Here is an 11,305-nt window from a genome sequence, read left to right on the forward strand (position 1 = left end):
CCCCGCCGTTCGGTGAAGCGGTATCTAGGGGGAGATCATGACGGGGGCAAGCGGATTCTTCCAAAAAGTTTCACCTCGCCGTCAAAAAACCTTCATCATGCTGATTTTGCTGATCTTCTTGGGGCCGCTCGAAACCGCTCCTGCAGCCAAGGCAGCCGCAGTCCTAGCAGAATCGCCACCGCGGCCAGAATCACCAGCGGCTTTGCGGGCCATATCTTGTAGGCAAGCAGCCAGTGGAACACGGCCAAGGGCGCCGCGAGATAGACCCAGCGGTGAATCGCCCGCCAGCGGACCGGACCCAGACGGCGAATCGCCGCGTTCGAGGATGTCGCCGCCATCACCAGCAGAATCAGCATCACCCCCATGCCGATGGTCAGATAGGGCCGCTTGACGATGTCCCTCAGCATCTGCGGCCACAGCAGTCCCATGTCCAGCACGGCCCAGGCCATCAGGTGCAGCCCGGCATAGCTGGCGGCCAGCAGCCCCAGCGGACGGCGGAACTTCATCAGGTTCACACGGGCCATCCGCAGCAGCGGGCCGACGCAAAGCGAGGCCAGCAGGAAATAGACCGCCGTGCGGCCCAGCCGATGCTCGATGTCGCGGACGGGATCGACCCCAAGGTTCCCCTCCAGCGTATCCCAGACCAGCAGCACCAGCGGCAGCGCGCCCAGGCCCCAGACCACACCGGTGGGCAGGCGGCGGATGCGGTCCATCAATAGTCCCGCGCCAGATCCATCCCGGCATACATCTGCGCGACCTGATCGCCGTAGCCGTTGAACATCAGCGTATCCTGCCGGCCGCCGAACAGGCCCGCGCCGATGCGCCGCTCGGTCGCCTGGCTCCAGCGCGGATGGTCCACAGCTGGGTTCACGTTGGCATAGAAGCCGTATTCGCGCGGCTGCATCGCCTGCCATGTGGTGACGGGCTGACTGTCCGTCAGGGTGATCTTCACGATGCTCTTGATCGACTTGAAGCCGTATTTCCACGGCACCACCAGCCGGATCGGGGCGCCGTTCTGGTTGGGCATCGGCCTGCCGTAAAGCCCTGTGGCCAGAATCGTCAGCGGATGCATCGCCTCGTCCAGCCGCAGCCCCTCACGGTAGGGCCAGTCCATGCTGCGGCGGCGCTGTTCGGGCATTTCCTCGGGACGCAGCAGAGTCTCGAAGGCGACGAATCGCGCACCGGGCTGCACGCCCACCTTTTCAAGCACGCGCGCCAGCGGCACGCCCAGCCAGGGAATCACCATGCTCCATGCCTCGACGCAGCGCAGGCGGTAGAGGCGTTCCTCGACCGCGTTTTCGGGTGCGAGGTCGGCGACCGAATAGCTGCCGGGCCGGTCCACAAGCCCGCCGATCTCGACCGCCCAAGGGTCGGTAGTAAGCTGGTCCGCGTTCTCGGCCGGATCGGTCTTGCCGAAGCCGAATTCGTAAAAGTTGTTGTAGTTGGTGATCTGCTCGAAGCTGTTGGGCTCCTCGACCGCCGCCAGCGCGGGGGCGGCCGCGGCCACGCCCAGACCCGCGATGAAGGCGCGGCGGTTCAGGAACAGCGCCTCGGGCGTGACGTCGGACCAGGACAGCTTCATGGCATTTCCCCTTATAGCGTCGCAGAAACGCGGGTGGGAGCTTCAACGATCCTGCCCCTGCCATCACGTTCCCGGCAAGGGAAAGGCCCCGGCCCGTGAAGGCCGGGACCGATCCGCTTATTGCAGCACGACGTCGGCCGGGCGCTCATTGCCACCCTGCACCCCCGCGCTGACGCGGTCGCCGACGATCAGCCCCTCGGGACCGGCGGTGACCGTCACGGTTTGGCCATCCATCACCTCGCCCCCCAGCAGCATCTCGGCCAAGGGGTTCTGCAGGGATCGCTGGATCACCCGCTTCAGCGGCCGCGCCCCGAAGACCGGGTCATAACCCTCGTCGGCCAGCCAGGTGCGCGCGGCCGGGTCCACGTCCAGGGTGATGTTGCGGTCCGCCAGGCGCCGCTCCAGCCCGACAAGCTGGATGTCCACGATCGCGTCCATGTTCGCCCGGCTCAGCCGGTGGAAGATGATGATCTCGTCCAGCCGGTTCAGGAACTCGGGCCGGAAATGCGCCCGGACCGCCGCCATCACCTCGGCCCGCGCGGCCGACGACTCGGCCCCCTCGGGCAACTGGCTCAGGGCCTGCGCGCCGAGGTTCGAGGTCAGGATGATCAGCGTGTTCTTGAAGTCCACCGTCCGCCCCTGCCCGTCGGTCAACTGGCCGTCGTCCAGCACCTGCAGCAGCACGTTGAAGACATCGGGATGCGCCTTTTCCACCTCGTCGAACAGGATCACCTGATAGGGACGCCGCCGCACGGCCTCGGTCAGCACGCCGCCCTCGTCATAGCCGACATAGCCGGGCGGCGCGCCGATCAGGCGGCTGACCGAGTGCTTTTCCATGAACTCGGACATGTCCACGCGGACCATCGCGGAATCGTCGTCGAACAGGTATTGCGCAATGGCCTTGGTCAGCTCGGTCTTGCCGACGCCGGTGGGCCCGAGGAACAGGAAGCTGCCCAGCGGACGCTTGGGATCGTTCAGCCCCGCACGCGCCCGGCGGACGGCGTTCGACACGGCGGTCACGGCCTCGGACTGGCCCACCACGCGCTTGCCCAGCACCTCCTCCATCTTCAGCAGCTTGTCGCGCTCGCCTTCCATCAGCTTGGACGTGGGGATGCCGGTCCAGCGTTCCACCACCTCGGCGATCTGCTCGGGGCGCACGGCCTCCTCGACCAGCGGGCCGTCGTCCTGCCCCTCGGTCTCGGCCAGTTGCCGCTCCAGCCCCGGGATGATGCCGTAGGAAAGCTCCCCCGCGCGGGCGAGGTTGCCCTCGCGCTTGGCCTGCTCAAGCTCGGCGCGGGCGCGGTCAAGCTGCTCCTTGATGTGGCGGCTTCCTTCCAGCTTGTCGCGCTCGGCCTGCCAGCGGGCGGTCAGTTCCGCCGACTGCTGCTGCAGGTCGGACAACTGCTTTTCCAGCCGTTCCAGCCGGTCGCGGCTGGCCGCGTCGTCTTCCTTCTTCAGCGCCTCGGCCTCGATCTGCATCTGCAGGATCTGCCGGTCGAGGGCGTCCAGTTCCTCGGGCTTGGAATCCACCTCCATCCGCAGCCGGCTGGCGGCCTCGTCGACAAGGTCGATGGCCTTGTCCGGCAGGAAGCGGTCGGTGATGTAGCGGTGGCTCAAGGTCGCCGCCGCCACCAGCGCGGCGTCGGAAATGCGGACGCCGTGGTGCAGTTCATACTTCTCCTTGATGCCGCGCAGGATCGAGATGGTGTCCTCGACCGTCGGCTCCTGCACCAGCACGGGCTGGAAGCGCCGGGCGAGCGCGGCGTCCTTCTCGATATACTTGCGGTATTCGTCGAGCGTCGTCGCGCCCACGCAATGCAACTCGCCCCGCGCCAAGGCCGGCTTGATCAGGTTCGCGGCATCCATCGCGCCGTCGGTCTTGCCCGCGCCGACCAGCAGGTGCAATTCGTCGATGAAGAGGATGATCTCGCCTGCGGCACTCTCGATCTCGTTCAGGATGGCCTTCAGCCGCTCCTCGAACTCGCCGCGGTATTTCGCGCCGGCGACCAGCGCGCCCATGTCCAGCGCCATCAGCTTCTTGTTGCGCAGGCTTTCCGGCACGTCGCCGTTCACGATCCGCAGCGCGAGGCCCTCGGCGATGGCGGTCTTGCCAACGCCGGGTTCCCCGATCAGCACCGGGTTGTTCTTGGTGCGGCGGGACAGCACCTGCATGGTGCGGCGGATTTCCTCGTCGCGGCCGATGATCGGGTCGATCTTGCCCTCGCGCGCCGCTTCCGTCAGGTCACGCGCATATTTCGACAGCGCCTCATAGGTGTCCTCGGCGCTGGCGGAATCAGCCGTCCGCCCCTTGCGGATGTCGTTGATCGCGGCGTTCAGCGCCTGCGCGGAAACCTTCCCCGCATCCAGCGCGTCCTTGGCCCGCGTGTTCACCATCGCCAGCGCCATCAGCACGCGCTCGACCGGGACAAAGCTGTCGCCCGCCTGCTTTGCGATCTTCTGCGCCTCGTCCATCACCCGGACCAGCGATGTATCGACATAAACCTGCCCATCGCCGCCCGAGACCTTGGGCTGCTTCTCGACCGTCTCGTCCACCGCCCGGCGCACCGCCGCGGCATCGCCGCCCGCGCGCGTGATCAGGTTCGCGGCCAGCCCCTGATCGTCATCCATCAGCGCCTTCAGCAGATGCTCGGGCAGCACGCGCTGGTTGTTCTCGCGGATCGCGATGGTCTGCGCGGCCTGCAGGAACCCGCGCGACCGCTCCGTGAACTTTTCCATGTCCATCGGCAAAATCTCCTTTTCAGCCCCCGCCCTCGGACCGCCCGTCATGGCACGGTCCCTTGCGGGTCTTTGCAGACAAGATGTGCGCCGCCCGGCAGGGTTTCAAGTCGCGGGTTTCCATGCGAAAAGCCCCCGATTCCGCTGGCAGGGGGGCCATCATGGACGACCGACTGATCGTGGCGCTGGACCTGCCCGACGCGCTGGCCGGGCTGGAACTGGCGAACCGGCTGGGGGATGCCGTCTCGTTCTACAAGATCGGGCTGGGGATGCTGACCGGGGGCGGGCTGGCGCTGGCCAATGAACTGAAACAGGACCACGGCAAGCGCATCTTCCTGGACATGAAGCTTTACGACATCGGGGCGACGGTCGAGGCGGCGGTGCGCGGCCTTTCCCGCTTCGACCTCGACTTCCTGACCGTCCACGGCGACCCCCATGTGGTCCGCGCCGCGAAAGAGGGCGCGGCAGGCTCGCAACTGAAGATCCTCGCCGTGACGATCCTGACCTCGCTCGACCGCGCCGACCTCGACGCCGGGCTGATGCGGGCGGGCGGGCTGCACGACCTGACCGTCGAACGCGCCGCCCGCGCCTTCGATGCCGGGGCCGACGGCGTGATCGCAAGCCCGCGCGAGGCGGCAGCGATCCGCGCCCTGCCCGGCGCGCGCCTGATCGTCACCCCCGGCGTTCGCCCCGCAGGCGCGGCGCCCGGCGACCAGAAGCGCGTCGAAACCCCCGCCGCCGCGCTGGCCGCCGGGGCCGATCACATCGTCGTCGGCCGCCCGGTCTGGCAGGCCGCGGACCCCCGCGCTGCGGCGCAGGCGATCCTTGCGGAAATCGCTCACCCCCCGCGAGAATCGTGATAGCCTGATCCTCCCCGGGGCGCGTGGGAGAGAGAGGCGATGCGGGACGGCGACTTCCACGGCTATGCGGAACGATCCGACAACGACCTGGTGCTGTCCTTCCTGCGGGTCAGGCGGGCCATCGGGCTTCTGGGCTATTTCCTTCCCACCGTCCTCGTCCTGTGGAGCGTGATCTTCGGCCAAGGCCTGCGGCCCAGCATCTCGGCCTATTACTATTCCCCTATGCGCGAGGTCTTCGTCGGCACCCTTTGCGCCATCGCCGTCTTCCTGTGGAGCTACGAGGGCTACCGCCCCCGCCCCGGCGAATGGCTGAGCGACCTGATGGCCGGCCGCGCGGCCTCGCTGGGGGCGCTGGCCGTGGCGCTGGTCCCGACCGCGCCAGCCGAGCCCGTGGCCTGCACGCTCAGCCAATGCGTCATCGGCTTCTCGCTCGCCGGCACGCTGCACTGGCTGGGGGCCGCGCTGTTCTTCGGGGCGCTGGCGATGTTCTGCCTGGTGCTGTTCGTCCGCGGGGACCATCCCGACGCCGAGAAGACCGCAAGCAACCGCATCTACCGCGCCTGCGGCTGGATCATCCTTGCGGCGCTGGCGCTGATCGGGCTGATCCTGCTGTCGCCCGAGCCGGTGAAGACGCAGCTTCTGCCGCTGCGCCCGGTGTTCTGGCTGGAAACCATCGCCACCTTCGCCTTCGCGACCTCGTGGATGGTCAAGGGCGACGCCATGCGCCCCATGGTCCGCGCCGTCGCCGCAGGCACGCCCCCGTAGGGTGCGTGCTCTGCGCGCACCGCTTACCCCTCCAGCATCTCGCGCACGATGTCCCGGAAATGCGGCACCGCGTCCGGGTGCCCCACGAACTCGGCCACCGGCATCAGTCGCAGCTCGGCCCCTTCGTCGCCCAGGGTCGCGCCCGCGGCCTCCTCGGGGGTGATCTCGGCATGGAAATACCAGCCCGCCCGCCCCGGCCGGTGCGGCAGCTCGCGCGCATGGCCGCGCAGCCGCGCCCGGTCCAGCCGCAACCCGGTTTCCTCGAAAAGCTCGCGCAGGGCACAATCCTCGGGCGGCTCGTCGCCTTCGCGCCGTCCGCCCGGCAGGTCCCAGGCCCCCGGCCAGTTGATCGTGGGGATGTCGTCGCGGCGCAGGACCAGCAGGCTGTCGCCGCAGGTCAGCACCAGCTTGGCCCCGCTCCACCGCATCCCGCCCGGCCCGGCCCTCATTCGGCGGCCAGCGGCAGCCCGGTGCCGTCCAGGGGCAGCGCCGCGACATGCGCGATCACCGCGCCCAGCCGGCGGGCAAGGTCATCAAAGCCCCCGTGCGGCCGGATCGCCGCCTCGTCCATGTAAAGCGAGCGGTCGATCTCCATCTGCACCACATGGCAGCCCCGCAGCGGCCGCCCGTAGGCCGCCGCCACATGCGCCCCCGCGAAAGGAGAGTTCCGGCGCACCCGGAACCCGGCGCGGATCAGTGCGCCATGCACCGCCTCGCTGATCGCGGGATTGGCCGAGGCGCCGTTGCGGTCGCCCAGCACGATGTCGGGCGGCGGCGCATGCAGGTGCAGCAGCGCCTCGCGCGGCATGGAATGGACATCGATCAGCACCGCCCGGCCATGCCGCGCCACCGCCTCGGCCATCAGCCCCTCCAGCGCCGCGTGATAGGGCCGCCACAGCGCGTCGATCCGCCGCCGCGCCTCGGGCAGGGTCAGCTTGCCGCGCCGGATCGCCCGGCCCTGCGCCACGACGCGGGGAATCACCCCCAGCCCCGACTGGATGCGCGGATCGGCGCGGCGCGAGGCCACGTCCTCGATCGCCGCCGGGTCCAGTTCGTCCGCGCCCCGGTTCAGGTCCACCACGCAGCGCGGCACCCGCGCCGTCAGGGTGACGGCCCCCGCCGCGACGGCGGGCGCGATCAGCCGGTCCACGAAGGCATCCTCGGACGAGCGCAGCGCATGCGGGTCCAGCATCGATTCGGCCAGGAACCAGCCGGGATAGTCGCGCCCCGAATGCGGCGAGGCGAAGATCACGCCCCCCACCCAGTCGGCCGGCCGCGCGATGTCAAAGGTCGGACCGTCAGGGGCAGGCATCGGGATCATCGGCGCGGGCCTCTCATCATCGTTGCAAGCCCGCTGTATAGCCGAAGGGCGCGGGCTGAAAAAGGGCACTTGCGGGGCGCGGGCGCGGGCCTTATAGACACGCGGACCAACGCGATTCCGTTCCGCAAGGGCGGGTCCGGCTGGCAAGGGCGGTTAGCTCAGCGGTAGAGCACTACGTTGACATCGTAGTGGCCACTGGTTCGATCCCAGTACCGCCCACCATTCTATCGCCGCCCCCGGCATGTCACCGGGGGCATTTCAGTTTCAAGGCGCGATGCGAGCGCCGCGAAGAGGGAGAAAACCGATGAAGGTTCGCAACTCGCTGCGTTCGCTGAAAGAGCGTCACCGGGACTGCCAGATCGTGCGCCGCAAGGGCCGCATCTACGTGATCAACAAGACCAACCGCCGCTTCAAGGCGCGCCAGGGCTGATCGCCCCCGGCCAGGTCCGACAGACCGAACGCCCGCAGCCCCGCGCTGCGGGCGTTTTCCGTTTCCAGGGGACTGCCTGCACGGCTTGAGGGCCGGTCTTCGCGCAAGGGGCGCGGGGCGAAGGCGCGGCTCGGGCGGCGCAAGATGCAGCCGCCGCAGGAATGATGGCCCCGACCGTCCCGGCGACCGCCCGAGAGTTTCGTAGGGTGCGTGCTCTGCATGCACCATCACGCCGCTCCCTTCCCTCTCACCTCCCCCGCTGCGCCCGCAGCCGGGCCAGTTGGTCCGCGTTCAGGAAGCCGGTCGCCGCCAGCCCGTTGTCGCCTTGCCAGGCCGAGATCGCCCGCCGCGTGCCCGGCCCGAATCGCCCGTCGACGCCGTTCGGCTCATAGCCCAGCGCGCTCAGCCGCGCCTGCACCTCGACCCGCGCAAGCTCGGTCAGGCCCAGCCCGGCCTCGTCCTCGGCCGAAGCCCCCGGCCCGGCCACGACCGGCGCCGCCGGGGTGGCCGGAACGGGGGGGGATGCCGCCGATGCCTCTCCCTTCAACAGCCGGACCTGCTCGGCCGTCAGGTAGCCCGTCGCGGGCACCCCCCGCGCGGCCTGCCAGTCGCGGATCGCCCGGCGCGAACCCGAGCCGAAGGTGCCGTCCACCCCCCGCGTGTCATGGCCCGCCGCCACCAGCGCCCGCTGGACCACCGTCCGGTCCTCGCGCGTCAGGTTCAGCGCCGCCTCGGCCCGCTGGGCCTGCTCTTCCTCGGTCAGCACCCGCCCGGCCGGGGTGGTGCCCGCGTTCAGCAGCGCATCCGCATCGGCGCGGCTCAGGAAGCCCGTCGCGGGCAGGTTGTTCGCCGCCTGCCAGGCGGTGATGGCGCGGCGCGAGCCCGGGCCAAAGGCGCCGTCGATCCCGCGCGTGTCATGGCCAAGCTGCGTCAGGCGCGACTGGATGATGCGCTTTTCCGTCGCGCTCAGGCCCAGCGCCGCCTCGGTCCCGGCGGTGGCGCCCGTCGCCGGCGTGGTCGTCGTGGGCGGCGCGGCGGGCGCAGGCGCGGTCTTCAGTTCCTGCGCCTGCGCGGCGGTCAGGTAGCCGGTCGGGGCAAGGCCCCGGCCCGTCTGCCAGGCGGCGATCGCGCGGCGGGTGCCCGAACCGAAGGTGCCCTCGATCCCGCGCGTGTCATGCCCCAGCAGCGTCAGCCGCGACTGGATCGCCCGCCGGTCCTCAAGCGTCAGCGCCAGCGCCGCCTCGGCCTGCACCGCCTCGGGCGGTGCCGCCGGAAGGCTGGCGGCGGCAGGAGCGGGCGCGGGTGCCGGTGCCTGCTGCGCAGGAGCCGGGCTTGCCGGGGCGGTGGTGGAGGCTGGCTGCTGCACCGGCGGCAGCGGGCTGCCCGCGACCGGGGCCGAGCCCGCCTGCAACTGCCCCAGGCGCGCCCGCGCCTGCGCCGCAAAGGCGCCATTGGGGAAGGTGGACAGGTAGTTGCGGTAGGCGTCCGCCGTCCCGCGCCCCTGCGCCAGCCGCCACAGCGCGTCATCCTCGGCACTGGCGGGCGCGTCGGGCGGGATCACCTGCGCCATCGCACCGCCGCCGGGCGCGGCACCCACCAGGCCCGCCGCCAAAGCCGCCATCACAAGGGCGGCCATCCGCCCCTTCAACCCTTTTGCGACCATGCTGGTCCCCCTTGTCAGGGGCCGTTTCAGCCGTAGCTGCGCCGATCCTCGATCACCTTGCCGTCGTTCGGCAGCGATCCAGGGGCGACCAGCTCGACCCGGCCCTTCAGCTTGAGTGCATCGAGCACCGATGCCTCGTATAGCGCCGGGTTTTCGCCAAGGGTTTCAAGTTGCACGACCATCACGTCCATTTCATCGGCCCGGTCGGCGATGACACGGGCGCGTGACACCTCGGGGTGGCGGGCGACAAGCTGGGCGACCTGTTCGGGACGCACGAACATCCCCTTGATCTTGGCGGTCTGGTCGGCCCGCCCCATCCAGCCCCGGATGCGCATGTTCGTCCGCCCGCAGGGGCTTTCCCCCGGCATCACCGCCGAGAGATCCCCGGTGGCGAATCGGACCAGCGGATAGTCGGGGTTCAGGGTGGTCACGACGACCTCGCCCACCTCGCCCTCGGGGACCGGATCGCCGGTGCCGGGGCGGACGATCTCGACGATCACGCCCTCGTCCACGATCATCCCCTCCATCGCCTCGGATTCATAGGCGATCAGGCCAAGGTCGGCGGTGGCATAGCATTGCAGCGTGGCGATGCCGCGGTCCGCGTAAGCCTGCCGCAGCGAGGGAAACAGCGCCCCGCCCGAGACCAGCGCGCGCTTGAAGCCGAGTTCCACGCCCATCTCGTCGGCGCGGTCGAGGATCACCTTCAGGTAATCCGGCGTTCCCGAATAGGCCGTGGTGCCGATGTCGGCGGCGGCGCGGACCTGCAGTTCCGTCTGCCCGGTGCCCGCCGGCAGGACCGCCGCGCCCACGGCGCGGGCGGCGCTTTCGAACATCATCCCCGCGGGCGTCAGGTGATAGCCGAAGCAGTTCTGCAGGATGTCGGCGCTGCCCAACCCCGCCGCGAAGGCAAAGCGCCCCAGCCGCCACCAGTCGGCATCCACCCGCCCCGGCTCGTAGATCGGGCCGGGCGACTGGAAGACATGGTGGAACTCGTGCGGGTGGCGGGTGGTGTAGCCGCCGAAGGGCGGCTTCTTCTTCTGCGCCTCGGAAAGTTCCGCCTTGCGGATCACCGGCAGGCGGGCCAGGTCCGCCCGTGTCCGCACCTCGCCGGGTTCCACGTCGCGCAGCGCCCGGGCCAGCGCCGGCGCCGTCTGCGCGTTCGAGATCGCCCGGGCCAGCGCCCTGGCCAGATCGGCCTCGCGCTCGTCGGCGCTGCGGGTTTCCAGGTCGTCGTAATTGCTCATGGAAATCTTCCCTGAAAGGTGGCTCAGGCCAGCCAACGCTTGCGGCGGCGATAGGATCGCACGTCGCGGAAGGACTTGCGCCCCTCCTCGGCCATGCCGAGGTAGAACTCCTTGACGTCGGGGTTCTCGCGCAGGGCGGCGGCCTCGCCGTCCATCACCACCCGGCCGCTTTCCAGGATATAGCCGTAATGGGCATAGCGCAGGGCCACGTTGGTGTTCTGCTCGGCCAGCAGGAAGGTCACGCCCTCGCCCTCGTTCACCTTCTTGACGATCTGGAAGATCTGCTCGACCAGTTGCGGAGCAAGGCCCATCGAGGGTTCATCCAGCAGGATCGTTTCGGGGCGGCTCATCAGCGCCCGGCCCATGGCGGTCATCTGCTGCTCGCCGCCCGAGGTGTAGCCGGCCTGCGATCTGCGCCGTTCGCGCAGGCGGGGGAAATATTCATAGACCATTTCAAGGTCGCGCTTCACCGCCGCTGCGCCGTCGCTGCGGGTATAGGCGCCGGTCAGCAGGTTCTCCTCGACCGTCAGGTGCTCGAAGCAGTGGCGGCCCTCCATCACCTGGATCACGCCCTTCTTGACCAGCGCGGCGGGGTCGAGATCGGTGACATTCTCGCCGCGATAGGTGATCGCGCCCTTTGTCACCTCGCCGCGTTCCGATTTCAGCAGGTTGGACACGGCCTTCAGCGTCGTGGTCTTGCCCGC

General features: G+C 69.5%; 11 protein-coding genes and 1 tRNA gene. 4 read left to right on the top strand and 8 right to left on the bottom strand.

The annotated features are described in order from the left end of the window. Positions 1-95: 95 nt before the first annotated feature. The 3 genes from Q4F04_RS12690 to clpB all read right to left on the bottom strand — a co-directional run bounded on the left by Q4F04_RS12690 (position 96) and on the right by clpB (position 4,324). The gene (locus Q4F04_RS12690) at positions 96-713 is read right to left on the bottom strand and encodes a sulfite oxidase heme-binding subunit YedZ (RefSeq protein WP_303370189.1); all 618 of its coding nucleotides are present in this window, start codon (positions 711-713) and stop codon (positions 96-98) included. Next, positions 713-1,582 (bottom strand): protein-methionine-sulfoxide reductase catalytic subunit MsrP, encoded by an 870-nt coding sequence (gene msrP, locus Q4F04_RS12695; protein ID WP_303370190.1) that lies wholly within the window; start codon positions 1,580-1,582, stop codon positions 713-715. The genes Q4F04_RS12690 and msrP overlap by 1 nt, the downstream gene beginning before the upstream one ends. A 117-nt stretch (positions 1,583-1,699) precedes the next feature. Next, positions 1,700-4,324 carry an ATP-dependent chaperone ClpB gene (gene clpB / locus Q4F04_RS12700; RefSeq protein WP_303370191.1) on the bottom strand — a complete coding sequence of 875 codons (2,625 nt, stop codon included), beginning with the start codon at positions 4,322-4,324 and terminating at the stop codon, positions 1,700-1,702. Positions 4,325-4,479: 155 nt separating this feature from the next. Between clpB and pyrF the strand changes: the two genes are divergently transcribed. Together pyrF and Q4F04_RS12710 are read left to right on the top strand one after the other, a co-directional pair. After that, positions 4,480-5,178 carry an orotidine-5'-phosphate decarboxylase gene (gene pyrF, locus Q4F04_RS12705; protein WP_303370192.1) on the top strand — a complete coding sequence of 233 codons (699 nt, stop codon included), beginning with the start codon at positions 4,480-4,482 and terminating at the stop codon, positions 5,176-5,178. Between the two features lie 39 nt (positions 5,179-5,217). Continuing rightward, positions 5,218-5,943 (top strand): hypothetical protein, encoded by a 726-nt coding sequence (locus tag Q4F04_RS12710; RefSeq protein ID WP_303370193.1) that lies wholly within the window; start codon positions 5,218-5,220, stop codon positions 5,941-5,943. Positions 5,944-5,966: 23 nt separating this feature from the next. On the opposite strand, the gene Q4F04_RS12715 is transcribed toward Q4F04_RS12710, so the two are convergent. After that, complete coding sequence (locus tag Q4F04_RS12715) at positions 5,967-6,371, bottom strand: NUDIX hydrolase (RefSeq protein ID WP_303370194.1); 405 nt, start codon at positions 6,369-6,371, stop codon at positions 5,967-5,969. A gap of 17 nt (positions 6,372-6,388) precedes the next feature. After that, positions 6,389-7,264, bottom strand: coding sequence for an N-formylglutamate amidohydrolase (locus Q4F04_RS12720; RefSeq protein WP_368660728.1), 876 nt, complete (start codon positions 7,262-7,264; stop codon positions 6,389-6,391). A 147-nt stretch (positions 7,265-7,411) separates the two neighbouring features. Here Q4F04_RS12720 and Q4F04_RS12725 point away from each other — a divergent pair. Next, a tRNA-Val gene (locus Q4F04_RS12725) sits at positions 7,412-7,486 on the top strand. Between the two features lie 82 nt (positions 7,487-7,568). Then, positions 7,569-7,694, top strand: a complete 126-nt coding sequence (ykgO, locus tag Q4F04_RS12730; RefSeq protein WP_036700801.1) for a type B 50S ribosomal protein L36 — start codon at positions 7,569-7,571, stop codon at positions 7,692-7,694. A gap of 247 nt (positions 7,695-7,941) precedes the next feature. Here the strand turns inward: ykgO and Q4F04_RS12735 are convergent, their stop codons facing one another. The 3 genes from Q4F04_RS12735 to Q4F04_RS12745 form a co-directional block, all read right to left on the bottom strand. After that, positions 7,942-9,330: a peptidoglycan-binding domain-containing protein gene (locus Q4F04_RS12735; protein ID WP_303370195.1), complete on the bottom strand. Its 1,389-nt coding sequence runs from the start codon at positions 9,328-9,330 to the stop codon at positions 7,942-7,944. Positions 9,331-9,383: 53 nt separating this feature from the next. Beyond that, on the bottom strand, positions 9,384-10,601 hold the full coding sequence (locus Q4F04_RS12740; protein ID WP_303370196.1) for a phenylacetate--CoA ligase family protein: 1,218 nt from the start codon (positions 10,599-10,601) through the stop codon (positions 9,384-9,386). Between the two features lie 23 nt (positions 10,602-10,624). Continuing rightward, the coding region (locus Q4F04_RS12745) for an ABC transporter ATP-binding protein (protein WP_303370197.1) at positions 10,625-11,305 on the bottom strand (681 nt) is incomplete at its 5' end.

This window comes from Paracoccus sp. (in: a-proteobacteria), assembly GCF_030536915.1.
Taxonomy (GTDB): domain Bacteria; phylum Pseudomonadota; class Alphaproteobacteria; order Rhodobacterales; family Rhodobacteraceae; genus Paracoccus.

What these genes read in the sequence shown, in the direction of transcription:
- Q4F04_RS12715 (WP_303370194.1), bottom strand. Translation starts at nt 6,371, where the DNA reads ATGCGGTGGAGCGGGGCCAAGCTGGTGCTGACCTGCGGCGACAGCCTG.
- Q4F04_RS12740 (WP_303370196.1), bottom strand. Translation starts at nt 10,601, where the DNA reads ATGAGCAATTACGACGACCTGGAAACCCGCAGCGCCGACGAGCGCGAG.
- clpB (WP_303370191.1), bottom strand. Translation starts at nt 4,324, where the DNA reads ATGGACATGGAAAAGTTCACGGAGCGGTCGCGCGGGTTCCTGCAGGCC.
- pyrF (WP_303370192.1), top strand. Translation starts at nt 4,480, where the DNA reads ATGGACGACCGACTGATCGTGGCGCTGGACCTGCCCGACGCGCTGGCC.
- Q4F04_RS12720 (WP_368660728.1), bottom strand. Translation starts at nt 7,264, where the DNA reads ATGATCCCGATGCCTGCCCCTGACGGTCCGACCTTTGACATCGCGCGG.
- msrP (WP_303370190.1), bottom strand. Translation starts at nt 1,582, where the DNA reads ATGAAGCTGTCCTGGTCCGACGTCACGCCCGAGGCGCTGTTCCTGAAC.
- Q4F04_RS12710 (WP_303370193.1), top strand. Translation starts at nt 5,218, where the DNA reads ATGCGGGACGGCGACTTCCACGGCTATGCGGAACGATCCGACAACGAC.
- ykgO (WP_036700801.1), top strand. Translation starts at nt 7,569, where the DNA reads ATGAAGGTTCGCAACTCGCTGCGTTCGCTGAAAGAGCGTCACCGGGAC.
- Q4F04_RS12735 (WP_303370195.1), bottom strand. Translation starts at nt 9,330, where the DNA reads ATGGCCGCCCTTGTGATGGCGGCTTTGGCGGCGGGCCTGGTGGGTGCC.
- Q4F04_RS12690 (WP_303370189.1), bottom strand. Translation starts at nt 713, where the DNA reads ATGGACCGCATCCGCCGCCTGCCCACCGGTGTGGTCTGGGGCCTGGGC.